The organism is Nocardioides sp. LS1 (genome assembly GCF_003865225.1).
Taxonomy (GTDB): domain Bacteria; phylum Actinomycetota; class Actinomycetes; order Propionibacteriales; family Nocardioidaceae; genus Nocardioides; species Nocardioides ginsengisegetis.
In genome coordinates this window covers 180046-206597 of the sequence record NZ_BIFF01000007.1, presented here as the reverse complement: position 1 = coordinate 206597, position 26552 = coordinate 180046, and the positions used below count along the sequence as shown (strand labels likewise).

The following is a 26552-nucleotide window of genomic DNA, read 5'->3' as shown; positions in this document are numbered from 1 at the left end:
GCGGGGTCAGGCGCGGGCGCGGGCGCGCGCGGCGGTCTCGGCGGCGGGGTCAGACGGTGGTCGCGGCGGGGGCCGTCGCGGGGACGATGTTCTGGTTGTGGCAGAACACGTTGGTGGGGTCCCAGACGGCCTTGATCTGCTGGAGCCGGGCGTACTTCTCGGGCCCGAAGGCCGCCTCGACGCGGCCGACCCCCTCGTCACCGATGAAGTTGAGGTAGGCGTTGCCGGTCGTCCAGGGCTGCATCGCGGCCACCAGGCGCCGGGTGAAGTCGATGTTGGCCTGGTCCTGGGCGTGGTCGGGCTCCCACATCGAGAGCAGGTGCAGGTTGAACGGCGCCTGCCGCTGTCCGAAGGCCATCGCGTCCTCCTCGACGCGGGCCAGCACGCCGCCCCCGGCGACGACGATCATCTGGCTCATCGGGGAGACCGGCGGCTGGGCGTGCGAGACGAACGCGTCGATGGCCTCGTCGGGGAACTCGGCCAGGAAGTCGCCGCTCCAGTAGTTGTGCATGCCCGCCGGGTTGCCCGGGTCGAGCAGCTGCTGCACGGCGACGTACGGCATCGGCTGGAGCAGGTCGACTGCCGGCGGCCCGAACTCGCGCATCGGGGCCAGCACGTGCTCGGCCTCGTCGAGCGGGCCGACGTAGCAGATGATCACGCCGACGGCCGGCTTGCCGCGAGCCGGCTCGGGCACGAAGTCGGCCGGCGGGGCGGTGATGAGGGCGACGCCGCTGCCGAGCGCGTCGGGGCCGTCGGTGACGAAGTCGCGCCAGAACGAGAGCACCTCGCGGGCCATGTGGCCGGGGTAGAGCAGCATGCCGCCGAGCACGATCGGGCCGACCTCGTGCAGGCGGAAGGTGAAGTGGGTGACGATGCCGAAGTTGCCGCCGCCGCCGCGGATCGCCCAGAACAGGTCGGGGTTCTCCTTCTCCGAGGCCATCACGATCCGGCCGTCGGCGGTCACGACCTCGGCCTCGAGCAGGCTGTCGCACGTCAGGCCGGCGTAGCGCTCGATCCAGCCGCTGCCCGAGCCGAGCGCGAGCCCACCGACACCGGTCGTGGACACCCGGCCCCCGGTGACGGCGAGGCCGTGCTCCTGGGTCACCGCGTCGACCTCGCCCCAGCGGGCGCCACCGCCGACCCTGAGCTCGCGCCGCTCCGCGTCGACCGCGATGTCGTCGATCAGCCGCAGGTCGAGGCAGACGCCGTCGTCGACGACGGCGGAGCCGGTGACACTGTGCCCGCCGCCGTAGACCGAGACCGGGAGGCCCTCGGCCCGGGCCGCCATCAGCCCCGCGGCGACCTCGTGCGCGTTCGCGCAGCGCACGATCCGTGCCGGCCGGCGGTCGATCATGCCGTTGAAGACCCGCCTCGCCTCGTCGTAGCCCTCGTCGTCCGGGGTCAGGATCGGGCGCGTGGTCGGGATCTCCATGGGGGCTCTCCTCCGTCGGGGTCGGCCTCCATTGCAGGGCGTGGCGCGGAGGCCCGGCAATGACCCGAACGTGCCACCCCGATCGGGTGGTGCCCCGGCTCAGGCCGGGCGCACGACCACGCGCACCGCCTGGGCGCCGGCGTCCTGCGCCACCACGAGCGTGCCGGCACCGGCGCGCGAGACGACGTGCCCGCCGGTCACGCGCACGGCGTACCCACGCTTGTAGACGTACGCCGGCACCGAGATCGTGGTGCGGCTGCCGTCGGCGAAGCTGCCGGAGCCTCCGGCCCGCGCGGTCGACCACGCGGCGCGGAAGACGCGCGACCCCCGCGCGAACGAGTACGAAGTCGGCGTGCCGGCCACCGCGAGGGGGTGCGGGACGACCAGGGAGCGCATCTTGGCCCAGTCGACGTTGTCGCCCCGTGGCGCCTTCGACGGGTCGAGGACCAGCGCCTGGGTGGCGCCCGGGCCGGTGGTGGTCGGGTCCTCGCAGCCGCAGTAGGCCCAGTACTGCCAGCCGGTCAGGTGCGCGGCCGCACGGTCGACCATGGTCGTGATCGTCGACTGCTTGGTCGTGGCGCCGAACTCGGTCAGCAGCGGCGCGTCCCCGCTCGCGGCCACGTGGTCGTCGGCGTTGCTGAAGACCAGGTCGTCGAAGGTGCTGCAGCCCTCCTGGCCGCCGCTCTCCCCCGTGCCGGCGTCGGCGGTGAGGCAGTAGTCGTGGAAGGAGAAGCCGAGACGGCTCCCGGTCGGGGTGACCGACGTCTGGGAGCCGTTGTTGAACAGGACCTGCGGCTCGTAGAAGACGGCGGTGCGCCGGTCGACCGCACGGATCGCGTCGATCGAGCGCTGCGTGAAGGACTGCAGGGTGGCGTCGAAGGCGGGGCACCCGGCGGGGTTGGCGCACTGCTGCCAGCCGGTGCCGGGCCACGGCTCGTTGAAGAGGTCGACGCCGAGGACCCGCGGCGTCCCGGAGAAGTACGACGCCACGTGGGCCCAGGCGGCTGCGTACCGGTCCTGGAGCCCGACGCCGCCGGGACCCGGGTCGTTGGCCCAGAAGTGGTCGAAGGCGCGGTTGAGGGCCTGCATGCCGAAGTAGTTGTAGGGGAAGCCGGTCTGCGGCTCGGCCGGCAGCCCGTCGTCCTGGACCGCCCAGTCGGGAGCGCCCTCGCCCTGGAAGCGCTCGTTGAACAGGTCCTGGTGGAAGTCCAGCAGGGTCCAGATCCCGGCGTCGGCCAGCACGCGGGTGGTGTGCCGGACCCGAGCGAGGTAGGCGTCGTCGTACTGCCCCGGCTGCGGCTCCACGGCCTTCCAGATCAGGCCGAGCCGGACCGTGGTGAAGCCGTGGTGGACCAGGAAGCGTGCGTCGTCACGGCCGAAGCCGGTCTCGTCGGGCGCGTAGGAGCCGCGCTTGTAGACCATGTTGAGTCCGTGCAGGACCAGCACGCGTCCCGCGGGGTCGAGGATGAAGCGACCGTGCGGGCGTGCGCGCGACGCGCCGCCGTCGGCGTGGGCCGGCACCGCGGTGAGGGCGAGGAGGCCGGCCACCAGGGCGGCGAGGGCGAGACGGATCAGGCGCATGGGCAGCCAACGAGCGGGGCCCCCGCGGGGTTATCGGTTTGCCCCGCGCCTCCGGCGTTGGCAGGGTTCGGCCATGACGACCGCGCCCACGCTCACCGACGGCACCGTGACGATCCGAGCGCACCGCGCCAGCGACATCGCGGGCGTCTACGAGCAGGGCACGGACCCGCTGTCCCAGCGGTGGACGACGGTGCCGGTGCCCTACGAGCAGCACCACGCCGCAGGCTTCGTCGAGGAGGTGCTGCCCGCCGGCTGGCGCGACGACACCGAGTGGGGCTTCGCGGTCGAGCACGAGGGCCGGTACGCCGGCACGATCTCGCTGCGCAACGGCGGCTCCGGCCGGGCCGAGATCGCCTACGGCTCGCACCCGGCGGCCCGCGGCACCGGGGCGATGGAGCGCGGGCTGCGCCTGCTCATCGAGTGGGGCTTCGCCGAGAAGGAGCTGGACACGATCATCTGGTGGGCCAACCACGGCAACTGGGCCTCGCGCAAGGTCGCCTGGCGGCTCGGCTTCTCGATCGACGGGACGGTCCGCCAGTGGCTGGACCACCGCGGCGAGCTCACCGACGCCTGGGTCGGCACACTGCTCCGCGGGGACGCGATGGCGCCGCGCACCACGTGGCTCGACAACCCGGTCGTCGAGGGCGACGGCGTCCGGCTGCGGCCCTTCACCGAGGCCGACGTGCCGCGGGTGGTCGAGGGCATCGGTGACCCGCAGGTGCAGTACTGGCTGGCGTTCATGCCGCGCGACCCCGACGAGGCCGCCGGACGTGCCTACGTCGACCGGGTGACCGAACGGCTCGCCACCAACCACACGATCACGTGGGCGTTCTGCCACCCGGCCGACGACGTGCTGCTCGGCGTCGTGGGGCTCTACCGCATGGAGGATCCCGAGCTGGGCTACTGGACGCACCCGGACGCCCGCGGGCGCGGCCTGACGCAGCGGGCGGCCGCCCTGGCCGTCGACCACGCCTTCGGCACTCTCGGCCTCGACCGGCTCGTGGCCTACGCCTCGGCCCCCAACGTCGCCTCGCGGCGCGTCCTGGAGGCCGTCGGCATGCGGCCCACCGGCGTACTGCGCGAGGCGGCGAGGACCGGCGCCGGTGAGGTCGTGGACCTGGCGGGCTACGACCTGCTGGCGCGGGAGTGGAGGGCGGCGGACGCGAGGATGACGACGAGCCCTCCGACCGACAGCGCGACGCCGACCAGCGCCGGGGCCCGGTAGCCGTAGCCGCCGGCGATCACGAGCCCGCCGAGCCAGGCGCCGAGCGCGTTGGCGACGTTGAGGGAGGCGTGGTTCATGGCCGCGCCCAGGGTCTGGGCCTCACCGGCGACGTCCATGAGGCGGAGCTGGAGGTTCACCACGAGCACCGAGCCGAGCACGGTGATGAGGAAGACGACGGGCAGCGACCACCAGCCGTGGGGCACCACGAACCAGAACAGCAGCAGGACGGCGCCCATGCCGACCGATCCGATCAGCAGCGAGCGGAAGATCGACCAGTCGGCGAGCTCGCCGGCCACCCAGGTGCCGGCGACCATGCCGAGGCCGAAGACGAACAGGGCGACCGGGATCGAGCCCTCCGACAGGCCGCCCACGCCGGTCAGCGTCGGGCTGATGTAGGTGTAGACGGCGAACATGCCGCCGAAGCCGACCGCGCCGGCCAGCAGGGTCAGCCAGACCTGCCGTGTGGAGAACGCCTTGAGCTCGCGGCGACCGGTCGCCTCGGGGTCCCCGGGGCAGGCCGGCACGAACGCGAGCACGAGCGCCACGGTCAGCAGCGACAGCGCCGCGACACCCCAGAAGGCCGAGCGCCAGCCGAGGTGCTGGCCCATCCAGGTCGCGGCGGGCACGCCGACCACGTTGGCGACCGAGAGGCCGAGCATGACCAGCGCGACGGCGCGGCCCTTGCGCTCCGGCGGGGCCAGGCTGGCCGCGACCAGGGACGCGACACCGAAGTAGGCGCCGTGGGGCAGGCCGTCGAGGAAGCGGGCCGCGAAGAGCAGGTGGTAGTCGGTGGCCAGCGCGCTGGCCGCGTTGAAGACCGCGTAGGCCAGCATCAGCGCGACCAGCAGCCCGCGTCGGGGCCACTTGGCGCCGAAGAAGGCGAGCACCGGGGCGCCCACGACCACGCCCAACGCGTACGCCGAGATGACGTGGCCGGTCGACGGGATGGAGGCACCGACGCCGTCGGCGATCTCGGGCAGCAGCCCCATCGTCACGAACTCCGTCGTGCCGATCGCGAAGCCGCCCATCGCGAGCGCGAGGACTGCGAGGAGGAAGTGGGACGCGCGCGGCTGCCGGGTCTCGGTGGGGGCCAGCTCGGTGGTCGCGGTCGTCGTCATCTTCACTCTCGGCTTGTCTCTGGGGCGTCACCAGTCTCCAAGGAGCGGCGTCGCCGGCCTATTCCTCGGGCTCCTGCCGTGTGACCACAACGACCACTAGGGCGTTCGACTATCGTCCGCAGGCGTGAGCCTCTCGGACGCCCGCCCCTCCGGCACGCCCCCGTTCTGGGAGCCCGGCACGCAGATCATGTGGCGCTACGGCGACCCGTCCCTGCCCCACTGTGCCACGCCGATGACCGTGGTCCGCGACGACGCGGACGCCCTCGTGGCGTGGCTGCCGGCCGGGACCCCGATCCTCAAGGTCGGCCGCGCCGACGGCCGGGGGCGGCACGAGGACCGCGACCGGATGTTCACCGCCGAGCGGGTCCAGCTGACCGGCACGTGGGACGAGTACGACGTCCTCCGGGTCGCGCCGACCGGCCGGCCCTGGTCGGTGTGGGCGTTCTTCCCGGCGGGCGAGGCGACGTTCGAGGGGTGGTACGTCAACCTCGAGGACACGCACGTCCGGGACGCGGACACGACGTACTCCAGGGACCACGTCCTCGACGTCTGGGTCGAGCCCGACCGCACCCACAGCCGCAAGGACGAGGACGAGCTGGTGCTCGCCGTCGAGCAGGGCCGCTACTCCCCCGCCGAGGCCGCACGGATCACGGCGGTGGCCGCCGAGGTCGAGGCGGTCATCCGTGCCTGGGGGCGGCCGTTCTGCGACGGGTGGGAGACGTTCCGCCCCGACCCGTCCTGGCCGACGCCGCAGCTGCCCTGAAATGCAGTCGTGCTGCCCAGCGTGCGCCGGAGCGCACCCTGAGCAGCACGACCCCAGGGCTCAGAGGCTGGCGAGCGCCTCGTTCAGCGTCTTCGACGGACGCATGACCTTGTCGGCCTTGGCGTCGTCGGGCTGGTAGTAGCCGCCGATGTCCGCGGGCGAGCCCTGCACGCCGTTGAGCTCGGCGACGATCGTCTCCTCGTCGCCTGCGAGCCGCTCGGCCAGCGCCTTGAAGTCGGCGGCCAGCTCGGCGTCCTCGGACTGCGCGGCCAGCTCCTGCGCCCAGTAGGTCGCGAGGTAGAAGTGCGAGCCGCGGTTGTCGATGCCGCCGATGCGACGCGTCGGGGACTTGTCCTTCTCCAGGAACGTGCCGGTCGCCTTGTCGAGCGTGTCGGCGAGGACCTTGGCCCGCGCGTTGTCGGCGTAGCCGGCGAGGTGCTCGAACGACGCCGCCAGCGCGAAGAACTCGCCCAGGCTGTCCCAGCGCAGGTAGTTCTCCTTGACCAGCTGCTGCACGTGCTTAGGCGCGGAGCCGCCGGCGCCGGTCTCGAACAGGCCGCCGCCGTTCATCAGCGGGACGACGGAGAGCATCTTCGCCGAGGTGCCGAGCTCGAGGATCGGGAAGAGGTCGGTGTTGTAGTCGCGCAGCACGTTGCCGGTGACCGAGATGGTGTCCTCGCCCTTGCGGATCCGCTCCAGGGAGTACGCCGTGGCCTCGGCCGGCGCCATGATCTCGATCGTGAGCCCGTCGGTGTCGTGCTCCGGGAGGTACTCGTTGATCTTGGCGATCAGGTTGGCGTCGTGGGCGCGGTGCTCGTCGAGCCAGAACACCGCCGGCGAGCCGGTGGCGCGGGCGCGGGTGACGGCGAGCTTGACCCAGTCGCGGATCGAGGCGTCCTTGGTCTGGCAGGCGCGCCAGATGTCGCCGGGCTCCACGTCGTGCTGGATCAGCACGTCGCCGTTGGAGGTCACGACCTGGACCTGGCCGGCGGCCGGGACCTCGAAGGTCTTGTCGTGGGAGCCGTACTCCTCGGCCGCCTTGGCCATCAGGCCGACGTTGGGCACCGAGCCCATCGTCGACGGGTCGAAGGCGCCGTGGGCGCGGCAGTCGTCGATGACGGTCTGGTAGACGCCGGCGTAGGAGGAGTCCGGGATCACCGCGAGGGTGTCGGCCTCCTCGCCGTCGGGGCCCCACATGTGGCCGCTGGTGCGGATCATGGCCGGCATCGAGGCGTCGATGATGACGTCGGAGGGGACGTGCAGGTTGGTGATGCCCTTGTCGGAGTCGACCATGGCCATCGCCGGGCCGTCGGCCAGGCCGGCCTCGATCGCGGCCTTGATCGCGTCGCCCTCGGGGAGCGAGGCGACCGAGCCGAGCAGGGCGCCGAGCCCGTCGTTGGGCGAGATGCCCGCGGCGGCCAGCTGCTCGCCGTACTGCTCGAACAGCGTCGGGAAGAACGCCTGCACCACGTGGCCGAAGATGATCGGGTCGGAGACCTTCATCATCGTGGCCTTGAGGTGCACCGAGAACAGCACGTCCTCGGCCTTCGCGCGGGCGATCTGCTCGGTGAGGAAGCGGCGCAGCGCGGCGACGTTCATGAACGTGCCGTCCACGACCTCGCCGGCCAGCACCTTCACGCCCTCCTTGAGGACCGTCTCGGTGCCGTCGGCGGCGACGTGCTTGATGGTCAGGGAGTCGTCGGCGGGGATCACGACGGACTTCTCGTTGGAGAAGAAGTCGTCCTTGCCCATGGTGGCGACGTTGGTCTTCGAGTCGCTGCTCCAGGCACCCATGCGGTGCGGGTGGGCCTTCGCGTAGTTCTTCACCGAGGCCGGCGCGCGGCGGTCGGAGTTGCCCTCGCGCAGGACCGGGTTGACCGCGGAGCCCTTGACCTTGTCGTACTTGGCGCGGGTCTCCTTGTCCTCCTCCGACTGCGGGTTCTCCGGGTAGTCGGGGAGGTCGTAGCCCTTCTCCTGCAGCTCCTTGACCGCGGCCTTGAGCTGCGGGATGGAGGCGGAGATGTTGGGCAGCTTGATGATGTTCGCCTCGGGCTTCGTGGCGAGCTCGCCGAGCTCGGCGAGGGCGTCGTCGACGCGCTGCTCGTCGGTGAGTCGCTCGGGGAACTGGGCGAGGATGCGCCCGGCGAGGGAGATGTCGCGCGTCTCGACCTCCACACCGGCCTTGGCGGCGTACGCCTGGATGATCGGCAGGAAGGAGTACGTCGCCAGCAGGGGCGCCTCGTCCGTGTGCGTGTAGATGATCTTGGCCATGGGTTTCGCGACTCCTGAACGGTCTGCGGATGCCTAAAAAGTTGCTTGACGTCAAGATACCTGACGGGTGGTCCGGAGGCCGGACCCGCCCAGCCTCGCACCCGTGCGTGATCCCGGCAACGGGCCGTTCACGGGACTACGATCCGAGGTGTTCCCCGGACTGGCGGGGACCCGGTCACAGGGGGTCGGCATGGCTACCACGTCCACCACTGCGCAGAAGGTCGCGGCCGAGGTCCTCGGCACCTTCGTCCTCGTCTTCCTCGGCTGCGGCACCGCCATCGTCAGCGGCGACTACGTCGCCACCGGCCTCGCCTTCGGCGTCGCGGTCCTCGTCATGGCCTACGCCGTCGGGCGGGCCTCGGGCGGCCACTTCAACCCCGCCGTCTCGGTCGGCGCCGCGATGGGCGGACGGATCGCGTGGAGCGAGGTCGTCGTGTACGTCGCGGCGCAGCTGGCCGGCGCGCTGCTCGCCGGCACCGTCCTCTTCACGCTGCTGCAGGGCCTGGAGGGCTTCACCGCGAAGGGCCACTTCGCGCAGAACTCCTACGGCGACCAGGGCAGCGGCTACGCCTGGTGGGCGGCGTTCCTGCTCGAGGCCGTGCTGACCGCGATCTTCGTCTGGGTGATCCTGGCGGTCACCGACGCCCGCAACGAGCACCCCTCGATGGCGCCGCTGACGATCGGCCTCACCCTGGCGATCATCCACTTCGCCTCGATCCCGTTGACCGGCACGTCGGTCAACCCGGCCCGTTCGATCGGGGTCGGCGTCTTCGCCGGGACCGACGCGATCGTCCAGCTGTGGCTGTTCATCCTGGCCCCGCTGCTCGGCGCGGCGGCCGCGGGAGCGACGTACGCGATGTTGTTCGGGCAGGTCGACGAGCCGGTGCCGGGCTCCGGGCTCACCTTCGCCCGGCGGGCGCCGGCGGCCGTGCCCGGCTACGGCGCCCCCGACGCCTACCAGCAGGAGTGGAACCAGCAGGTCGCCGCGCCGGTGACCCAGCAGGAGCAGGCGTGGACTGTCGAGCAGGCCGCCGCGGCGGGCTGGCAGTGGAACGCCGCCGCCCACCAGTGGGAGCGCATCCCGGGCTTCGACGAGGTCTGGCCCGGCGAGGGTGACGGCGGCACCCAGGTCCGTCCCCCGACGCAGTAGCCCTCAGCCGCGGGCGACGAGCTCCACGAGCTCGGTGCCGCCGGCCACGGTCTCCTGGAAGACCAGCCCGACCCCGGCCGCGTAGTAGGCGCGCCGGACCAGGCCCGTCTGGTGGGGCGTCGTCTGCTCGACCTCGAGCAGGTCGTCGAACGAGCCGGCGGGCACGTCGCGCTTCGCGTCCAGCGCCAGCACCTCCGCCCGGTCCTCGGCGGTGCCGGGGCCGGCGTCCACGACGAAGCCGTCGCCGAGCCGCGGGTGCGCGGGCATCGCGAGGCCCGCCTCGGCGCCGGCGGCACCGGCCTCCCAGTCACCGGCGACCCCGAAGAACCACACGTTGCCCAAGCTGTCCTGCGCGTAGTAGCGCTCGTGGGAGGACACCACCCGCTGCGAGGTGTCCACGAGCTCGTCGCCGACCACCCGGGTGGTGACCCCGGCGACGACGCGGGTCCGGTCGGTGACCGTGACCCGCTCGACGTAGGTGTCCTGCAGCTCGTGGCGGCGGTAGGTCCACACCCGTCCGGGCTCGAGCGGGAACCACGGGTTGACCGCGGACTCGTCGGTGTCGGGGTCCACGAAGTCCGAGGGGTCCGGCGTCGGGGTCGGGATCGTCAGCTCGTCCACGCCCGTCGGTGCGACCGTCGGCGGCCCGCCCGCGCACGCCGCGAGGCCGGCGGGCAGCACGAGGAGGAGGGACAGCGCAGCCAGCACGCGTCGTACGCCGGAGCCGTTCATGGGCGCCAGCATGGCGCATGCACACCTGTCGAACCCTCCGTCGCCGGGGGCGCGACACGCTGCTAGCGTCGCCGGGGAACCACCCAGCCTTTGTCGACAAGGAGTCGTCGTGAGCTCTACCCCCCTCAAGGTGGCCGTGACCGGCGCCGCCGGCCAGATCGGTTACAGCCTCCTCTTCCGCCTCGCGAGCGGTTCGCTGCTCGGGGCCGACCGCCCGATCGAGCTGCGCCTCCTGGAGATCACCCCCGCGCTGAAGGCGCTCGAGGGTGTCGTGATGGAGCTCGACGACTGCGCCTTCCCGACGCTCGCCGGCGTCGAGATCGGTGACGACGCCGAGAAGATCTTCGACGGCGTCAACCTCGCGCTGCTCGTCGGCGCGCGTCCGCGCGGCCCGGGCATGGAGCGCGGCGACCTGCTCTCCGCGAACGGCGCGATCTTCACCGCGCAGGGCAAGGCCCTCAACAACGTGGCCGCCGACGACGTACGCATCGGTGTCACCGGCAACCCGGCCAACACCAACGCGCTCATCGCGATGACCAACGCCCCCGACATCCCGCAGGAGCGGTTCTCGGCGCTGACCCGCCTCGACCACAACCGCGCGATCTCGCAGCTGGCGGCCAAGACCGGCGCGTCCGTGACCGACATCAAGAAGATGACGATCTGGGGCAACCACTCCGCCACGCAGTACCCCGACCTGTTCCACGCCGAGATCGGCGGCAAGAACGCCGCCGAGGTCGTGGGCGACCAGGACTGGCTGGAGAACACCTTCATCCCGACCGTCGCCAAGCGCGGCGCCGCGATCATCGAGGCCCGGGGCTCGTCCTCGGCCGCCTCGGCCGCGTCCGCCACCGTCGACGCCGCCCGCGACTGGCTGCACGGCACCCCCGAGGGTGACTGGGTCTCCATGGCGGTCGTCTCCGACGGCTCCTACGGTGTGCCCGAGGGCCTCATCTCGTCGTTCCCGGTCACCACCAAGGACGGCGACTGGTCGATCGTCCAGGGTCTCGACATCGACGACTTCTCGCGGGCCAAGATCGACGCCTCCACCGCCGAGCTCGCCGACGAGCGCGCCGCGGTCACGGAGCTCGGCCTGATCTGACGCCGACCCGTCGCTTGTCGACGCGTCACGACCTCGACCCGTCGCTTCTTGTCATCGAGAAGCGACGGGTCGACGTCATTTCGCGTCAACTCACGACGGGTCGACGCCCCAGGGCGTCAACGAGCGACGGGTCGGTCAGAGGCCGGGCTGGTTGGGGATCGTCGTGGCGAGGAAGATCAGCGCCGCCCCGACCCCGGCCAGCAGGATGCAGTCGAAGGCCCGGTGCCGGACGGCGAGCATGCCGGCGTCCTTGTTGGGCAGCACGAGCCGGAGCAGCGCCGCGAAGATCAGCGCGCCGGCGACCCAGCGCGTGCCGAGCCGCCAGTTGCCGGTCCACACGATCCCGATGCCGACCGCGGTGATCGCGAGCACCACGAGGTAGAAGATGCCGCCGATCGTGGAGGGGTAGCGCCGCCCGTCGATCGGGAACAGCTCGGGCTCGTCGAGGGGTACGTCGAGCGGCGGCACCAGGTCCGGCTCGGTCTGCTCCACGGGTTCGGGTGAGTCCTCGGGATCGGTCACGGTCGGGTCAGCCTGCGGCCTTCTCGGCCATCTGCACGATGTTGGACAGCAGCATGGCGCGGGTCATCGGACCGACGCCGCCCGGGTTGGGCGAGACCCAGCCCGCGGTCTCCCACACGTCGTCGGCGACGTCGCCGGCGATCTTGCCGTCGACCCGCGAGACCCCGACGTCGAGCACGGCGGCGCCCGGCTTGACCATGTCGCCGCGGATGATGCCGGGCACGCCGGCGGCGGCGACGACGATGTCGGCGGTGCGCACGTGGGCGGCCAGGTCGCGGGTGCCGGTGTGGCAGAGGGTGACCGTGGCGTTCTCGGAGCGACGCGTGAGCAGCAGGCCGAGCGGGCGGCCCACGGTCAGGCCGCGCCCGACCACGACGACCTCGGCCCCGGCGATCTCCACGCCGTGCCGGCGGAGCAGCTCGATGCAGCCGACCGGCGTGCAGGGCAGCGAGCCCTCCTCGCCGAGCACGAGCTTGCCGAGGCTGACCGGGTGGAGCCCGTCGACGTCCTTGTCGGGGTCGACGCGGGACAGCAGGGCGAACTCGTCGAGCCCGGTCGGCTGCTGCACGAGGAAGCCGGTGCAGGCGGGGTCGGCGTTCAGCCGGTCGATCTCGGCCTCGACCTCGGCCTGGGTGGCCGTGGCGGGGAGGTCGACCCGGATGGACTCCACGCCGATCTCGGCGCAGTCCTTGTGCTTGGCGCCGACGTACCAGTGCGAGCCCGGGTCGTCGCCCACCAGCACGGTGCCGAGGCCGGGGACGATGCCCTGCTCGCGCAGCTTGGCGACGCGCTCGGTGAGCTCGGCCTTGATCGCCTTGAGGGTCGCGGTGCCGTCGAGCTTCTGTGCAGTCACGGGGGTCATCCTGTCAGTGCGATCAGTGGAAGAAGTGCCGGGTGCCGGTGAAGTACATCGTCACGCCCGCAGCCCTGGCGGCCTCGATCGTGAGCTCGTCGCGCACCGACCCACCCGGCTGGACGATGGCCGTGACGCCGGCGTCCATGAGGATCTGCGGGCCGTCCTCGAAGGGGAAGAAGGCGTCCGAGGCCGCGACCGAGCCGGCCGCCCGCTCCCCCGCCCGCGAGACGGCGAGCTTGCAGGAGTCGACGCGGTTGACCTGGCCCATGCCGACGCCGACCGAGGCGCCGTCCTTCGCGAGCAGGATCGCGTTGGACTTCACCGCACGGCAGGCCTTCCAGGCGAAGGCGAGGTCGGCGAGCACCTCCGGCGAGGCGGCCTCGCCGGCGGCCAGGGTCCAGGAGGAGGGGTCGTCCCCGGGGGCGTCGACGCGGTCGACCTGCTGCTGCAGCACTCCCCCACTGACCTGGCGGAACTCGAAGGCGGGGCCCTCGGACCGCTCCGCCGCGCAGACCAGGATCCGGATGTTCTTCTTGCCCTGGAGCACCTCGACGGCGCCGTCCTCGTAGCCCGGGGCCACGATCACCTCGGTGAACACCTCGGCCACCTGCCGGGCCATCTCGACCGACACCGGGCGGTTGACCGCGATCACGCCGCCGAAGGCCGACACGGGGTCGCACTCGTGGGCCCGCCGGTGCGCCTCGGCGACGTCCGCGCCCACCGCGATGCCGCAGGGGTTGGCGTGCTTGATGATCGCCACGGCCGGCTCGTCGAAGTCGTTGGCGGCGCGTCGCGCCGCGTCGGTGTCGACGTAGTTGTTGTAGGACATCTCCTTGCCGTGCAGCTGCTCGGCACCCGCGAGCCCGCCCGTGCCGTCGGTGTAGAGCGCCGCCACCTGGTGGGGGTTCTCGCCGTAGCGCAGGTCCGCGGACTTGGTGAAGGTGGCGCCGGCGAACTCCGGGAAGCACGACTCGCCCTCGGGCTCCACGAGCGTCCTGCCCATCCACGAGGCCACCGCGACGTCGTACGCCGCGGTGTGGGCGAAGGCCTCGGCGGCCAGGCCCTTGCGCTGCTCGAGCGTGAAGCCGCCGGCGGCCGCGGCCGCGAGGACGTCGTCGTAGCGGTCGGGCGAGGTCACGATCGCGACCGACGGGTGGTTCTTGGCGGCGGCGCGGACCATCGAGGGTCCGCCGATGTCGATCTGCTCGACGCACTCGTCGGGCGTCGCGCCGGAGGCGACGGTCGCCGTGAACGGGTAGAGGTTGGACACGACGAGGTCGAAGGGCTCGACGCCGAGGTCGGCCAGCTGCTTGACGTGGGACTCCAGGCGGCGGTCGGCGAGGATGCCGGCGTGCACGCGCGGGTGCAGCGTCTTGACGCGGCCGTCGAGGCACTCGGGGAAGCCGGTGAGGTCCTCGACCTTGATGACCGGCAGGCCCAGGCCCTCGATCAGCTTGGCGGAGCCGCCGGTGGAGACCAGCTCGACGCCTGCGTCGTGCAGCCCGCGGACCAGGCCCTCGAGGCCGGCCTTGTCGTAGACCGAGACGAGCGCCCGCTTGATCGGGATGCGTGCGTCGGTGGCAGTCATGTACTTCTCCTCATCGATGCGGTTCGTTGTCGATGAGGGCACCCAGGCGTTCGATGCGCGCTCTCCCCGGTCTCCCGGGGCACTCCCTGGTGGTGGCCCACCTGCGCCAGTCGTGAAGCCCCAGCCTAGTGGACGGGGGCGCCGTACCTCACCTTGCGGCCCTCGATCCGGAATCCCTCGCGGGACATACGGCCCACGGCGTCGACGAGCATCTCCCGCTCGGCGCCCTTGATGCGTTCGTGCAGCGACTCGACGGTGTCGTCGTCCTCCACGGCGACGACCGTCTGGGCCAGGATCGGCCCGGTGTCGACCCCGGCGTCGACGATGAAGAGCGTGGCGCCGGTGACGCGCACGCCGTAGTCCAGAGCGTCCGCGGCGCCGTGCATCCCCGGGAACGACGGCAGCAGGGCCGGGTGGGTGTTGACGTAGCGGCCCCCGAACCGCGCGAGGAAGTGCTCGCCCGCCAGCTTCATGAAGCCCGCGGAGACGACGAGGTCCGGCTCGAAGCCGGCCACGGTCTCGGCCATGGCGCGGTCCCAGCTGTCGCGGCTGGAGAACTGCCCGACCTTCTTCACGAACGTCGGGACGCCGGCCCGCTCGGCCCGGGCCAGCCCCTCGATGTCGTCACGGTCGGCGCCGACAGCGACCACGCGGGCGCCGTAGGAGGGGTCCGCGCAGGCATCGAGCAGGGCCTGGAGGTTGGTGCCGGCGCCGGAGACGAGCACGACGAGGCGCGCGGGAGAGGTCGACACGCCCGGCAGTCTAGCGACGGCGCGGGTCGTCCCGGTCTACGCGGTCTCGGCGGCCGACAGGCGGGCCGCGCGACGCTGCCACCACGTCATGGCGAGGCCTCCGAGGAGGCCGCCGATGCCGAACGCGGTGATCGCGTGGACGAGCACGTCGAAGGCCAGCGGCCCGACGTCGCGCATCCGGCCCGGCCCGACCGCGCCGCCGGACAGCCCGGCGAGGCAGGCGAACAGGAGGCCGGCCACGACGCCGCCGACGCAGCCACGCAGGGCGCCCTCCTCCCAGCGCAGGGTGGGCAGGCGGCGCTGGGTGCGGGCCGCCGCCACCGCGGCGGTGAGCGGCGGCAGGGCCATGAGGTACGGCGTCCACGCGCTGCTGCCGGCGTCCGGGAGGGCGGCCAGCATCGGGAACATCGGCAGCGGACCGAGCACCACGACCGCGGGCGAGACGAGCGTCTGCGCCCCGACGGCGAAGCCCGGGCCGAGCAGGTAGGAACCGGAGAAGGCGACGGCGTTGGGCACCACGACCGACATGAGCCCGATCAGCAGGGTGGCGTCGCCGGCGTCGGCGTGGAGCTGCGAGAGCACGTTGGCCGCGGAGCCGAAGTCGACGGCCAGCGCGGCCACGAACATCACGGTCGAGACGAGCAGGTAGGCGCCCAGGATCCGGAGCGCGGTCGAGGCCCCGGCGCGCAGCGACATCGGCAGGAACGACGTCCAGATCGCGGCGCGCCCCGAGCCGATCGCGATGGCCGGGCCGCCGAGCAGCAGGCACAGGAGGATCGCCCAGAGCACGACGCGGGCGGTCGACGGTGCCGTGTCGGGCGAGGAGGCGAGGCGGGCCGTGACGATCGCGGTGGCGACGTACCCGATCGTGAAGAAGGCGGTGGCCACGGGCACCGTCCAGTCACGTTCGCCGTCGGCGATGCGGTCGGCGTCGGGACCGTGGCCGGAGACCGAGTCCCCCACGCGGTGGCCGATCCGCCAGACCGCCCACGCGCAGAGCAGGGTCAGGCCGAGCGGCACGGCGGTGATCGCGACGTGCTCGACGTGGATGCCCGAGCCGTGCGCCATCAGCCACCCGAGGGCGCCGGTCCGGAGGCCGTCGCGGGGCGTCCCGTGGGCGCCGGCGTCGGTGACGAACCAGCCGATCACGCCCACGGCCAGGCAGATCAGGAGCGGGCTCGCGGCCGCGGCCACCCCGCCCAGCGTGGCCAGCAGGACCAGTGGTCGGCGGTGTCCCGCGTCGGTCCCGGAGTCGCGGGAGGGACGGGTGGACGCCGTGGTCGACCGAGGGAGCAGCGAAGTCATGGCCCCGCCATCATGACCCGGCCGGGAAGGCGATCCGTGCTCCCACGCCGGTTGGCCCGGCCCCCCGCAACTCCCGTACCGTGGACGGGCCATGAGGAATCCCGACCAGTTCGACGCGTTCTACAAGGACGCCCGTTCGCGGCTGCTCCTGCAGACCTACGCGCTCACCGGCGACCTCGGCGCCAGCCGGTCCGCCGTCCGGGACTCCTTCGTCGTCGCCTGGCACCACTGGCGCAAGATCACGCGTCAACCCGACCCGGAGACGTGGGCCCGGCCGCACGCCTGGGCGCACGCGCAGCGTCGGCACACCGCACGCATCTGGCACCGCGAGAAGGGCCTGGACCCCGAGGTCAAGGCCACCCTCGACGCGCTCGGCAAGCTGCCGGTCACCCAGCGCAAGGCGCTGCTGCTCAACCACCTGACCAACCTGCCGATGGGCGAGATGGCCCGCGAGATCGGGCTCCCCCTCGACGAGGCCGAGCGCACCCTCCAGACCGCCGCGGCGCAGTTCGCCGTGCACCGCGACGTGCTCACCACCGGCATCCAGCCCCTCTTCGAGCCGCTGCGCGAGCACGTCGAGGACACCCGCTGGCCGCGGGCCACGATCATCCGGCGGGCCGGGGCCGCGCGCCGGCGTACGCACACCGCCGTCGGGGCGGCGCTCGCCGTCGCCGTGCTCATCGTCTCCGGCAGCCTGATCACCGACACCGCCGGCGTGCACCCGACGCTGTCGCGCGACGGCGCGGGCCTCACCGACGCGACCTTCGACCACCCCGCCGCCTCCCCGGACGCCCCGCGCGCGGAGGTGCCCCAGGAGGCCTTGCTGACCGCCGACGAGGTCGGGTCGTTCGCCCACAGCCGGCACTGGAAGGTCACCTCCACCGACGACAACACCGCCGGCGACGGGATCGTGCTGCCCTGCCAGCAGGAGCGGTACGCCGACCCGAAGGGCACCGCTGCCCTCTTCCGCCGCTTCGAGGCGCCGGGGAGGGGCAAGGCGCCCGGCTCCACGGCCGGCCAGGAGGCGGAGGTCTCCGCGACCGTGGACCGCGCGAAGGCCGCCTACGACAGCGCCCTGGGCTGGTACGCCGGGTGCACCGACGAGCGCGCCCAGCTGCTCTCCACCCGCCGGGTCGGTCGCGTCGGCGACGAGGCGATGCTGTTCGTGCTGCGCGACTGGGACGCCCCCGTGACCACGACGGTCGTCGGCGTCGCCCGCACCGGCGTGCTGACCACCACGACGCTGACGAGCGTCCCCGGCGACGCGACGCCGGACTTCGGCGCCAGCGCCCGCATGCTCGCGACCGCCGTCGGCGGCCTGTGCCACCTCCCCGGCGGCGGCGCGTGCGCCGAGGTGGGCCCGAAGCTCGAGGTCGTCGCCCCGCTGCCGGTCGGCCAGGTCCAGGCGATGCTCGGCGAGGTCGACCTGCCGCCGGTCAACGGGATCGACAAGCCCTGGGTCGGCACGGAGCCGCGCAAGGCCGTCTCCAACGCGGCCTCGACCGGCTGCGACCAGACCGACTTCAACTCGGCCGGCATCTCCAACAACGTGACCCGGACCTTCCTCGTCCCCGGCACGAAGCTCGCCGACGCCTTCGGTCTCACCGAGACCGTGGGCTCGCTGCCCGAGAGGCGCGCCAAGGCCTTCGTCGAGCAGGTCCGCACTCGCCTCGCCGCCTGCCACGACAAGAACCTCGGCACCGACGTCACCCGGATCGCCCAGGCCACGACCAAGCGCCAGGACCTCACGGTCTGGCGGGTCACGACCGAGCTCAGCGACAAGTCCAAGGTCGACTTCTTCATGGGCATCGCCCGCGACGGCACGTCGGTCGCCCAGGTCGGCTTCGTCCCCGACGGTCGGGCCACCATGCCGCCGGCGACGTTCGTCAACCTGGTCCGCCGTGCCCTCGAGCGGCTCCCGGAGCTCCCCGCGCCCAAGTCCTGACGGCACCCGCCCGGGTGCGGAAGATTTCTGCCGATTCCGTGCAACCGTGGGTGCACCCGGTGCGTATCCCTCCCGACACCACACACCGGACGGGGAACGAGGAGATGGACGAGCGCGAGTTCGACGACTTCTACACAGCGTCGTTCGAGCGGATCACGGCCCAGGTCTACGCCATGATCGGCAACCGCGACGAGGCACAGGAGTGCGTCCAGGAGGCCTTCGTGCGGGCCTGGGCCCATCGGCGCACGCTGCGGAAGGCGGAGCACCCCGAGGCGTGGGTGCGCACCACGGCCTACCGCCTGGCGGTGAGCCGCTGGCGACGTACGACGCGTGGCCGCCGCCCCGCCGACCGCGCCGTCGCGCTGCCCACGGCCGCCGCCCCGCCGAGCGAGGCCCACGTGGCCGTCGTCGCGGCGCTGAAGAAGCTGCCCGAGCCGCAACGCCGTGCGCTGGTGCTGCACCACATGTGCGACCTGCCCGTGCAGGCCGTGGCCCACGAGATGGGGGTGCCCGAGGGCACCGTCAAGGCCCGCCTCAGCCGCGGCCGCGCGGCGCTGGCCGCCCTGCTCTCCGACGACACCAACGGTGGCCTCCAGGAAGGAGCAAGCCATGTCTGACCCCCTCGACGAGCTCCGACACCTCCAGCAAGGAATCGACGTGAACCCGCTCCCCGCCTCCGAGGTGCGCCGCCGGGGTGACCGGATGCGGCGCCGCAACACGGCCGTGGCCGTCGCCGGCGGCATCGCCGCGATCGCCCTGGTCGCCGTCCCGCTGTCCATCGCCGCGGGTGGCAGCAACCACTCCGCGCCCCAGCCCGGCCCTGCCACCACCAGCCCCTCGGCCACGGCCGATGGCGGGACCAAGGTCGCCTGGCGCCAGAGCATCCCGGCCGACTTCCCGCTGACCCAGGGCTTCCCGAAGACCAACGGCAACGACGGCTCGCCCGTCACCGTCCAGAAGCCGACTGACGTCGAGGTGTTCATGCCGTGCCTGGGCTACGGCACCCAGCGGTCTGGCCCGGCCCCGACGGCCGACCGGGCCAGCGTGACCTACCTCGGCGAGTCCGAGGACCGTCGCGAGGCGGTGCTCGCGGTCTACGACGACGAGGACGCCGCGATCGCGGCCATGCAGGCGGTCGAGGACGACATCGCCGGTTGCCCGAGCCAGACCCACCAGGGCACGACGTACCTCTTCGACGCCGTCCCCTCCGACTACGGCGACCAGTCCTTCACCTGGATCGCGCGGGTCCGGCAGGGCGGCGAGCTCAGCTCGGAGCTCACGGTGGTGCAGAACGTGCGGGTCGGCAACGCGATCCACGCGCTGTCCTACTACGGGGCCGGCGGTGCGGCCCAGCAGGTCATCGACTACACCCGGCAGCTGATGGCCACCGACTCCGCGCCGGTGCTGAGCGACCTGTGCATCTTCGCCGCGAACCCGTGCGCCGAGCCGCCCCAGGGCGCCACGACGATCCCGGCGGACTTCCCGATCCTGGACGGCTACCCCGAGGACAGCCAGTCCGAGAGCGGGTCCTTCGGGCGCTCCGGCCCGGACACCGGCCAGCCCGTGATCCGGCTCGAGGCCTGCGGGACGAAGTCCCCGGCGCCGGAGGCCACCGCGACGCTGACGGGAGGCTGGACCAACCCCGAGGACTTCCGGACCCGCCAGCTGGTCACCTTCGCGACACCGGACGCCGCCGCCGCCTGGGTGCGGTCGCTGACCGGGCTCTGGGCCGACTGCCCCGAGGAGCAGACCAGCGACGGCTACACCACCGTCCGCTCCGTCCTCGAGGGCGAGGAGCACGCCACGCTCGTGACGCAGTACCGGCGCCAGGGCGGCTTCACCCCCGGCCTCCGGGTGGACACCCTCGTGCAGCGCGGCAACGCCGTACTCCTCTCGGAGACCTACAACGAGGGGGGCGCCGGCCAGCACCCCGACCAGGAGGTCAACGTCCAGGTCGACAAGGGCCTCTCGTCGGTGCAGGGCATCGTCGACGCGATGTGCCTCTACACCGACCGGGGCTGCTGACAGGGCACTGGGAGGGACTCTGAAATGGCCGAGAGGGCACTTCGTGCGGCATCAGCCGCAGGAAGTGCCCTCTCGGTGCGTCGAGAGTGGACGCGAACGCCCTCTCGCGCGTGGGTCAGAGGTTCTGCAGGATCTCCCGCATCAGGGCCGCGGTCTCGGACGGCGTCTTGCCGACCTTCACGCCGACGGCCTCGAGGGCCTCCTTCTTGGCCTGCGCGGTGCCGGACGAGCCCGACACGATCGCACCGGCGTGGCCCATCGTCTTGCCCTCGGGGGCGGTGAAGCCCGCGACGTAGCCGACGACCGGCTTGGTGACGTGGTCCTTGATGTACGCCGCGGCCCGCTCCTCGGCGTCGCCGCCGATCTCGCCGATCATCACGATCGCCTTGGTGTCGGGGTCCGCCTCGAACGCCTCGAGGGCGTCGATGTGCGTGGTGCCGACGATCGGGTCGCCGCCGATGCCGATGGCGGTCGAGAAGCCGAAGTCACGCAGCTCGAACATCATCTGGTAGGTCAGCGTGCCCGACTTCGACACGAGGCCGACCGGACCCGAGCCCGAGATGGTGGCGGGCGTGATGCCGGCCAGCGCCTCGCCCGGCGTGATGATGCCGGGGCAGTTGGGGCCGATCATCCGGGTGGACTTGCCCTGCAGGTAGGACCACACCTCGGCGGTGTCCTGGACGGGCACGCCCTCGGTGATGACCACGAGCAGGCCGATGCCGGCGTCGATCGCCTCGATGCAGGCGTCCTTGGTGAAGGCCGGGGGCACGAACGCCACGGACACGTCCGCGCCGGTCTCGCTCATGGCCTCCTTGACGGAGCCGAACACGGGGAGCTCGACGTCGTTGCCGTCGGCGTCCTGGTGGGTGACGGTCGTGCCGGCCTTGCGGGCGTTGACGCCGCCGACGACCTGGGTGCCGCACTTGAGCATCAGGGCGGTGTGCTTGGTGCCTTCGCCGCCGGTGATGCCCTGGACGATGACCTTGGAGTCCTTGTTCAGGTAGATAGACATGTTGTTCTCAGTCCCGTTCTCAGGCGTTCGCCAGCTCGGCGGCCTTGTCGGCCGCACCGTCCATCGTCGCCACGAGGGTGACCAGCGGGTGGTTCCGCTCCTCGAGGATGCGACGACCCTCCTCCACGTTGTTGCCGTCGAGGCGCACGACCAGCGGCTTGGTGGCCTCGTCGCCGAGGATGTCCAGCGCGCCGACGATGCCGTTGGCCACCGCGTCGCAGGACGTGATGCCACCGAAGACGTTGACGAACACGGACTTGACCTGCGGGTCGTGCAGGATCACGTCGAGGCCGTCGGCCATCACCTGGGCGGACGCGCCGCCACCGATGTCGAGGAAGTTGGCGGGCTTGACGCCACCGTGGGCCTCGCCGGCGTACGCGACGACGTCGAGGGTGCTCATCACGAGACCCGCGCCGTTGCCGATGATGCCGACGGCGCCGTCGAGCTTCACGTAGTTGAGGCCCTTGGCCTTGGCCTTCGCCTCGAGCGGGTCGGCCGCGGCCTTGTCCTCGAACTCGGCGTGGTCGGCGTGGCGGAACTCGGCGTTCTCGTCGAGCGAGACCTTGCCGTCGAGCGCCTCGAGCTTGTCACCGGCGAGGCGGGCCAGCGGGTTGACCTCGACGAGGGTGGCGTCCTCCTCGACGAAGACCTTCCACAGGTTGAGCACGGTCGTGACGGCCTGCTCGGTGAGGACCTCGGGGAAGCCGGCCTCGGCCACGATGGCGCGGGCCTTCTCCTCGTCGACGCCGGTGCCCGGGTCGATCGGGATCTGCTTGACGGCGTCGGGGTTGGTCTTCGCGACCTCTTCGATCTCGACACCGCCCTCGACGCTGGCGATGCAGAGGTACTGGCGGTTCGCGCGGTCGAGCAGGAAGGAGAAGTAGTACTCCTCCTCGATGCTGGCGGCGGGCGCGATGAGCACCCGGTGGACCGTGAGGCCCTTGATCTCCATCCCGAGGATGGCCGTGGCGTGCGCCTCGGCCTCGTCGGGGGTCTTGGCGAGCTTGACGCCGCCGGCCTTGCCGCGGCCGCCGGCCTTGACCTGGGCCTTGACGACGCACACACCGAGCTTCTCGGCGGCGGCGCGGGCCTCGGCGGGCGTGGTCGCGACAATGCCAGGGGTACCCGGCACGTCATGCTTGGCGAAGAGCTCCTTCGCCTGGAATTCCATCAGATCCACTGATTCACCCAGTTCTGTTCGAAGCTGCCGGTCGTTGGACTGCGACCGCACGTATCTCCCCGGCACCTTAGTCCCGACGGCTCGCGGGCGACGAGGCCGGGCGGGCCGACGTGACGCACGGCATAGCGCTCCCGGACGGCCTCGGCCGCGGGCTGCGCCGCCCAGGTGCGACACCCGCCCGGACTACCCGAGATGGTTGACACCACCCGAACGGACTAGTCAGAACGCGTCAGGCGGGCGTGAGTCTCGCCACGAGGCGTGTCCGCTGGGCGATGACGGCACCTCCGGACACGCCGGATTCCGCCTGAATTTGCCTCAGATCGCCGGAAATGGCCCGATCGGGCCCCTCGTCGGGCACACTCCTCGACTGGTCCTGATTTCCCGGGCCGTGACCGGTCCGTTACAGTCATGGCTCGCTGAAATACCCCCCGACGACCAGCGGAGATCTCTTCATGGGCAACCACCGAGCGGAACGCCGCGGCTCCAGCCGCCGTCCCTCGGAGACCCCGACCGCTGAGCTCCCCGTGGTCGAGGCGGTCGCTCCGGCCGCCCCCGCCCGGTCCCGTCGGGCCGCCGCGGAGGCCACCACCGTCAGCCGCCGCGCCACCGAGCAGGCTCCGGCCCGGCAGGCCGCCGGCAAGCGCCGCGCCGAGAAGGCCACCCCGCGCCGCTCCGGCTCGCGCGGACCGCTCTTCCGCGGACTGCCCTCCGCCCCGATCCTCATCGGCATCACCGCCCTCGCCGTCTCCGCCGGCGGCGCGGTCGTCGCCGCCGACCCGGCCCTGACCGGCTCGGACACCGCGCGCCTGAGCCAGGCCAGCGCGCTGAGCGGCCTGAGCGGCACCGACTCCAGCAGCCTCCTCGACGGCCGCAAGGCCACCGTCAGCCGTGACTCGCGCCGGGACGCGCAGGCCGACGCCGCCAACGCCGAGCTCGTGCAGCAGGCCGAGGCGCAGATGAAGCAGCGCAACGCCGCGCTCGCGCAGTTCGCGAAGCTGGCCGAGGCGCAGGCCGCCAAGCTCAAGCTCAACGCGTGGGTGCTGCCGGTGCAGGGCTACCACCTGACCGCCCGCTTCGGCGAGTACAGCGGCCTCTGGTCCCACTTCCACACCGGCCTCGACTTCGCGGCGCCCAGCGGCACCCCGATCGTCGCGGTCGCCGGCGGTGTCGTCACCTCCACCGGCTACGACGGCTCCTACGGCAACAAGACCGTCATCACCCTCGACGACGGCACCGAGCTGTGGTTCTGCCACCAGACGTCGTACGCCGTCAGCCCGGGCGAGACCGTCCGCGCCGGCCAGCTGATCGGGTACGTCGGAGCGACCGGCAACGTCACCGGCCCGCACCTCCACCTCGAGGTCCGCCCCGGTGGAGGCGACCCGGTGGACCCGTACCAGGCGCTGGTCGTCCACGGCCTCCAGCCCTGACCCAGCCGACACGGCACTCCGCGGCACTCCCAGACCGCCGACCGGGCACTTGTGAGACTCCAACTGCCCCCTCGCTCCCCCGAGAGTTCCCCCAACTGCCCGCTCGCGCCCCCGAGAGTTCCCCCAACTGCCCGCTCGCGGAGGGCTAGAGCTTCTCGACGGGCGCGTAGCGCAGCAGCAGCCGCTTGACGCCCTCGGACCCGAAGTCGATCGAGGCGACGGCCTTCTCGGCGACCCCCTCGAGGGCGACGACGGTGCCCATGCCGAACGAGTCGTGGATGACCCGGTCTCCGGGCTCCAGCGACGGGATCGCCCGGGCCGGCTTGGCCTTGGACGCGGCGTCCGCCCGCAGGGCGGCGGAGGAGAAGTTGCGGCGGCCGGCGGCGGTGGGCTCGCCCATCCGGACCGAGCCGGACAGGTCGGGCCGGCCCCAGCGGGTCTGGGAGGCCTCGGTTCGGCGCCAGTCGACGAGGTCGATCGGCAGCTCGTCGAGGAAGCGTGAGCCGGGGTTGTGCGAGGGCGCGCCCCAGGCGGAGCGGACGACAGCGCGGGAGATGTAGAGGCGCTCGCGGGCGCGGGTGACGCCGACGTAGGCGAGCCGGCGCTCCTCCTCCAGCTCGGGCTGGTCGCCGAGCGCCCGCGCGTGCGGGAAGACGCCGTCCTCGAGACCGGTCAGGAAGACGACCGGGAACTCCAGGCCCTTGGCGGTGTGCAGGGTCATCAGGGTGACCACACCGGCGTCGTCGTCGGGGATCTGGTCGGTGTCGGCGACCAGGGCGACCCGCTCGAGGAAGTCCGAGAGCCCGGGCGCGACCTGGCCGGCGTCGACGTCCGAGGGGTCGGCAGAGGGGCCGGCGACCGGGTCGTCGGAGAACTCGCGCGCGACGGCCACGAGCTCGGCGAGGTTCTCGACGCGGGTCTCGTCCTGCGGGTCGTCGGAGGCCTCGAGCTCGGCGAGGTAGCCCGAGCGGGACAGCACGCTCTCGAGCACCACGTCGGCCCGCTCCCCCGCGTCCACCATCGACTGGAGCTCCTCGACCATCGCGACGAAGCCGCGGATGTTGGTCAGCGACCGGGTCGCGAGGCCCGGGGCGTCGTCGGCACGGCGCAGTGCCTCCCAGAAGGTCAGCCGCTCGCGCTCGGCCAGGGCCTGCACGCACTCCACGGCGCGGTCGCCGATGCCGCGCTTGGGGGTGTTGAGGATCCGGCGCAGGGAGACCTGGTCGGCCGGGTTGACCAGCATCCGGAGGTAGGCCAGCGCGTCGCGCACCTCGCGCCGCTCGTAGAAGCGCACCCCGCCGACGACCTTGTAGGGCTGGCCGGTGCGGATGAACACCTCCTCGAACACCCGCGACTGGGCGTTGGTGCGGTAGAAGACCGCGACGTCGGCGGCCTTGTGGGCGCCCTCGTCGGTGAGCTTGTCGATCTCCTCGGAGACGAAGCGGGCCTCGTCGTGCTCGTCGTCGGCGACGTAGCCCACGATCCGCTCCCCGTCGCCGGCCTCGGACCACAGCCGCTTGGGCTTGCGGCCCTTGTTGTGACCGATGACGGAGTTGGCGGCGTTGAGGATGGTCTGGGTGGAGCGGTAGTTCTGCTCCAGCAGGATCGACGTCGCGTTGGGGAAGTCCTGCTCGAAGTCGAGGATGTTGCGGATGTTGGCGCCGCGGAAGGCGTAGATCGACTGGTCGGCGTCACCCACGACCATCAGCTCGGCCGGCTCGACCCGCTCCTGGGGCTCGTCGCCGGCGGCGACGGGCTCCTCCATCTGGTCGGCGCAGAGCTGGTGGATGAGGGCGTACTGCGCGTGGTTGGTGTCCTGGTACTCGTCGACGAGCACGTGCCGGAAGCGGCGCCGGTAGGTCTCGCGCACCTCCGGGAACTGCTGGAAGAGGTGGACGGTCATCATGATCAGGTCGTCGAAGTCCAGCGCGTTGGCCTCGGTCAGCCGGCGCTGGTAGAGGGTGTACGCCGCGGCGTACGTCTCCTCGAGCTTGTTGTGCGCGTCCTTGGTCGCCTCCTCGGCGTCGCGCAGCTCGTTCTTGTGGTTGGAGACCCAGTGCAGCAGTGCGTTGGGCTGGTAGCGCTTGGGGTCGAGGTCGAGGTCCTTGGCGACCAGGGCCATCAGCCGCTTCTGGTCGGCGGCGTCGTAGATCGAGAAGTTGGACTTGAAGCCGAACTTGTCGATCTCCTTGCGCAGGATCCGCACGCACGCGGAGTGGAACGTCGAGACCCACATGATCCGGGCGCGCTTGCCGACGAGGTCCTCGACGCGCTCCTTCATCTCGGCGGCGGCCTTGTTGGTGAAGGTGATCGCCAGGATCGAGCCGGGGTGGGCCCGGCGCTCGGAGATCAGCCACGCGATCCGGCGGGTGAGCACCCGGGTCTTGCCCGAGCCGGCACCGGCGACGACCAGCAGCGGCGCACCTTCGTGGACCACCGCGGCACGCTGGGGCTCGTTGAGCCCCTCGAGCAGCTCCTCGCGGGACGGACCGCGGCGCGTGGTCCGGGGCTCGTCGGTCGCGGTCAGGTGCTCGAGGCCGGGGATCGGGAAGGGGGTGCTCATCTCCCG

At 72.2% G+C, this 26552-nt stretch carries 21 protein-coding genes; 8 read left to right on the top strand and 13 right to left on the bottom strand.

The genetic code is table 11. The features are described 5' to 3' along the window. Window positions 1-49: 49 nt before the first annotated feature. Together EJF31_RS20885 and EJF31_RS20880 are read right to left on the bottom strand one after the other, a co-directional pair. Complete coding sequence (locus tag EJF31_RS20885; RefSeq protein WP_125039113.1) at window positions 50-1432, bottom strand: FAD-binding oxidoreductase; 1383 nt, start codon at window positions 1430-1432, stop codon at window positions 50-52. 99 nt (window positions 1433-1531) lie between these two features. After that, entirely contained in the window at window positions 1532-3013 is a 1482-nt protein-coding gene (locus tag EJF31_RS20880) for a cellulase family glycosylhydrolase (RefSeq protein ID WP_125039112.1), read from the bottom strand. Between the two features lie 73 nt (window positions 3014-3086). On the opposite strand from EJF31_RS20880, the gene EJF31_RS20875 reads away from it, so the two are divergent. Continuing rightward, window positions 3087-4238: a GNAT family N-acetyltransferase gene (locus EJF31_RS20875; RefSeq protein ID WP_185736372.1), complete on the top strand. Its 1152-nt coding sequence runs from the start codon at window positions 3087-3089 to the stop codon at window positions 4236-4238. Here the strand turns inward: EJF31_RS20875 and EJF31_RS20870 are convergent. Further along, window positions 4139-5356, bottom strand: coding sequence for an MFS transporter (locus tag EJF31_RS20870; RefSeq protein ID WP_125039110.1), 1218 nt, complete (start codon window positions 5354-5356; stop codon window positions 4139-4141). The genes EJF31_RS20875 and EJF31_RS20870 overlap by 100 nt on opposite strands. 124 nt (window positions 5357-5480) lie before the next feature. Here EJF31_RS20870 and EJF31_RS20865 point away from each other — a divergent pair, with 124 nt between their 5' ends. After that, window positions 5481-6119: a DUF402 domain-containing protein gene (locus tag EJF31_RS20865; protein ID WP_125039109.1), complete on the top strand. Its 639-nt coding sequence runs from the start codon at window positions 5481-5483 to the stop codon at window positions 6117-6119. A gap of 60 nt (window positions 6120-6179) precedes the next feature. On the opposite strand, the gene EJF31_RS20860 is transcribed toward EJF31_RS20865, so the two are convergent. Beyond that, window positions 6180-8390, bottom strand: coding sequence for an NADP-dependent isocitrate dehydrogenase (locus EJF31_RS20860; protein WP_125039108.1), 2211 nt, complete (start codon window positions 8388-8390; stop codon window positions 6180-6182). A 190-nt stretch (window positions 8391-8580) separates the two neighbouring features. Here EJF31_RS20860 and EJF31_RS20855 point away from each other — a divergent pair, with 190 nt between their 5' ends. Beyond that, on the top strand, window positions 8581-9540 hold the full coding sequence (locus EJF31_RS20855; protein ID WP_125039107.1) for an aquaporin: 960 nt from the start codon (window positions 8581-8583) through the stop codon (window positions 9538-9540). 3 nt (window positions 9541-9543) lie between these two features. Here the strand turns inward: EJF31_RS20855 and EJF31_RS20850 are convergent, their stop codons facing one another. Then, the gene (locus EJF31_RS20850; protein WP_125039106.1) at window positions 9544-10272 is read right to left on the bottom strand and encodes a hypothetical protein; all 729 of its coding nucleotides are present in this window, start codon (window positions 10270-10272) and stop codon (window positions 9544-9546) included. 109 nt (window positions 10273-10381) lie between these two features. Here EJF31_RS20850 and EJF31_RS20845 point away from each other — a divergent pair, with 109 nt between their 5' ends. Then, the gene (locus EJF31_RS20845) at window positions 10382-11371 is read left to right on the top strand and encodes a malate dehydrogenase (protein ID WP_125039105.1); all 990 of its coding nucleotides are present in this window, start codon (window positions 10382-10384) and stop codon (window positions 11369-11371) included. A gap of 135 nt (window positions 11372-11506) precedes the next feature. Here EJF31_RS20845 and EJF31_RS20840 read toward each other — a convergent pair whose 3' ends face one another. The 5 genes from EJF31_RS20840 to EJF31_RS20820 form a co-directional block, all read right to left on the bottom strand. Further along, complete coding sequence (locus EJF31_RS20840; protein WP_260430997.1) at window positions 11507-11893, bottom strand: DUF3017 domain-containing protein; 387 nt, start codon at window positions 11891-11893, stop codon at window positions 11507-11509. A 7-nt stretch (window positions 11894-11900) separates the two neighbouring features. Further along, window positions 11901-12746, bottom strand: coding sequence for a bifunctional methylenetetrahydrofolate dehydrogenase/methenyltetrahydrofolate cyclohydrolase (locus EJF31_RS20835; protein ID WP_125039104.1), 846 nt, complete (start codon window positions 12744-12746; stop codon window positions 11901-11903). Window positions 12747-12768: 22 nt separating this feature from the next. Continuing rightward, complete coding sequence (gene purH, locus EJF31_RS20830; RefSeq protein WP_125039103.1) at window positions 12769-14337, bottom strand: bifunctional phosphoribosylaminoimidazolecarboxamide formyltransferase/IMP cyclohydrolase; 1569 nt, start codon at window positions 14335-14337, stop codon at window positions 12769-12771. Between the two features lie 125 nt (window positions 14338-14462). Further along, the gene (gene purN, locus EJF31_RS20825) at window positions 14463-15098 is read right to left on the bottom strand and encodes a phosphoribosylglycinamide formyltransferase (protein ID WP_221767696.1); all 636 of its coding nucleotides are present in this window, start codon (window positions 15096-15098) and stop codon (window positions 14463-14465) included. A gap of 27 nt (window positions 15099-15125) precedes the next feature. Beyond that, window positions 15126-16394 (bottom strand): DUF6350 family protein, encoded by a 1269-nt coding sequence (locus EJF31_RS20820; protein ID WP_125039101.1) that lies wholly within the window; start codon window positions 16392-16394, stop codon window positions 15126-15128. Window positions 16395-16485: 91 nt separating this feature from the next. Here EJF31_RS20820 and EJF31_RS20815 point away from each other — a divergent pair, with 91 nt between their 5' ends. From EJF31_RS20815 to EJF31_RS20805, 3 genes are all read left to right on the top strand, one after another. Then, window positions 16486-18339, top strand: coding sequence for a sigma-70 family RNA polymerase sigma factor (locus EJF31_RS20815; RefSeq protein WP_125039100.1), 1854 nt, complete (start codon window positions 16486-16488; stop codon window positions 18337-18339). A 104-nt stretch (window positions 18340-18443) separates the two neighbouring features. Next, window positions 18444-18956 (top strand): RNA polymerase sigma factor, encoded by a 513-nt coding sequence (locus EJF31_RS20810; protein ID WP_125039099.1) that lies wholly within the window; start codon window positions 18444-18446, stop codon window positions 18954-18956. After that, window positions 18949-20364 (top strand): hypothetical protein, encoded by a 1416-nt coding sequence (locus EJF31_RS20805; protein ID WP_125039098.1) that lies wholly within the window; start codon window positions 18949-18951, stop codon window positions 20362-20364. Before EJF31_RS20810 ends, EJF31_RS20805 begins: the two co-directional genes overlap by 8 nt. A 115-nt stretch (window positions 20365-20479) precedes the next feature. Here the strand turns inward: EJF31_RS20805 and sucD are convergent, their stop codons facing one another. Further along, entirely contained in the window at window positions 20480-21376 is an 897-nt protein-coding gene (gene sucD / locus EJF31_RS20800; RefSeq protein WP_125039097.1) for a succinate--CoA ligase subunit alpha, read from the bottom strand. Window positions 21377-21395: 19 nt separating this feature from the next. Continuing rightward, window positions 21396-22556: an ADP-forming succinate--CoA ligase subunit beta gene (sucC, locus tag EJF31_RS20795; protein ID WP_125039096.1), complete on the bottom strand. Its 1161-nt coding sequence runs from the start codon at window positions 22554-22556 to the stop codon at window positions 21396-21398. Window positions 22557-23008: 452 nt separating this feature from the next. On the opposite strand from sucC, the gene EJF31_RS22200 reads away from it, so the two are divergent. Continuing rightward, complete coding sequence (locus EJF31_RS22200; protein ID WP_221767685.1) at window positions 23009-23983, top strand: M23 family metallopeptidase; 975 nt, start codon at window positions 23009-23011, stop codon at window positions 23981-23983. 145 nt (window positions 23984-24128) lie between these two features. Here EJF31_RS22200 and pcrA read toward each other — a convergent pair whose 3' ends face one another. After that, window positions 24129-26546, bottom strand: a complete 2418-nt coding sequence (gene pcrA, locus EJF31_RS20785) for a DNA helicase PcrA (RefSeq protein WP_125039095.1) — start codon at window positions 26544-26546, stop codon at window positions 24129-24131. Between the last annotated feature and the right edge of the window lie 6 nt (window positions 26547-26552).

Excerpts from the sequence above, each read along its gene's own strand:
- EJF31_RS20885 (WP_125039113.1), bottom strand. The coding sequence starts at position 1,432 with ATGGAGATCCCGACCACGCGCCCGATCCTGACCCCGGACGACGAGGGC.
- EJF31_RS20880 (WP_125039112.1), bottom strand. The coding sequence starts at position 3,013 with ATGCGCCTGATCCGTCTCGCCCTCGCCGCCCTGGTGGCCGGCCTCCTC.
- EJF31_RS20875 (WP_185736372.1), top strand. The coding sequence starts at position 3,087 with ATGACGACCGCGCCCACGCTCACCGACGGCACCGTGACGATCCGAGCG.
- EJF31_RS20870 (WP_125039110.1), bottom strand. The coding sequence starts at position 5,356 with ATGACGACGACCGCGACCACCGAGCTGGCCCCCACCGAGACCCGGCAG.
- EJF31_RS20860 (WP_125039108.1), bottom strand. The coding sequence starts at position 8,390 with ATGGCCAAGATCATCTACACGCACACGGACGAGGCGCCCCTGCTGGCG.
- EJF31_RS20855 (WP_125039107.1), top strand. The coding sequence starts at position 8,581 with ATGGCTACCACGTCCACCACTGCGCAGAAGGTCGCGGCCGAGGTCCTC.
- EJF31_RS20850 (WP_125039106.1), bottom strand. The coding sequence starts at position 10,272 with ATGAACGGCTCCGGCGTACGACGCGTGCTGGCTGCGCTGTCCCTCCTC.
- purH (WP_125039103.1), bottom strand. The coding sequence starts at position 14,337 with ATGACTGCCACCGACGCACGCATCCCGATCAAGCGGGCGCTCGTCTCG.
- EJF31_RS20820 (WP_125039101.1), bottom strand. The coding sequence starts at position 16,394 with ATGACTTCGCTGCTCCCTCGGTCGACCACGGCGTCCACCCGTCCCTCC.
- EJF31_RS20815 (WP_125039100.1), top strand. The coding sequence starts at position 16,486 with ATGAGGAATCCCGACCAGTTCGACGCGTTCTACAAGGACGCCCGTTCG.
- EJF31_RS20810 (WP_125039099.1), top strand. The coding sequence starts at position 18,444 with ATGGACGAGCGCGAGTTCGACGACTTCTACACAGCGTCGTTCGAGCGG.
- EJF31_RS20805 (WP_125039098.1), top strand. The coding sequence starts at position 18,949 with ATGTCTGACCCCCTCGACGAGCTCCGACACCTCCAGCAAGGAATCGAC.
- sucD (WP_125039097.1), bottom strand. The coding sequence starts at position 21,376 with ATGTCTATCTACCTGAACAAGGACTCCAAGGTCATCGTCCAGGGCATC.
- EJF31_RS22200 (WP_221767685.1), top strand. The coding sequence starts at position 23,009 with ATGGGCAACCACCGAGCGGAACGCCGCGGCTCCAGCCGCCGTCCCTCG.
- pcrA (WP_125039095.1), bottom strand. The coding sequence starts at position 26,546 with ATGAGCACCCCCTTCCCGATCCCCGGCCTCGAGCACCTGACCGCGACC.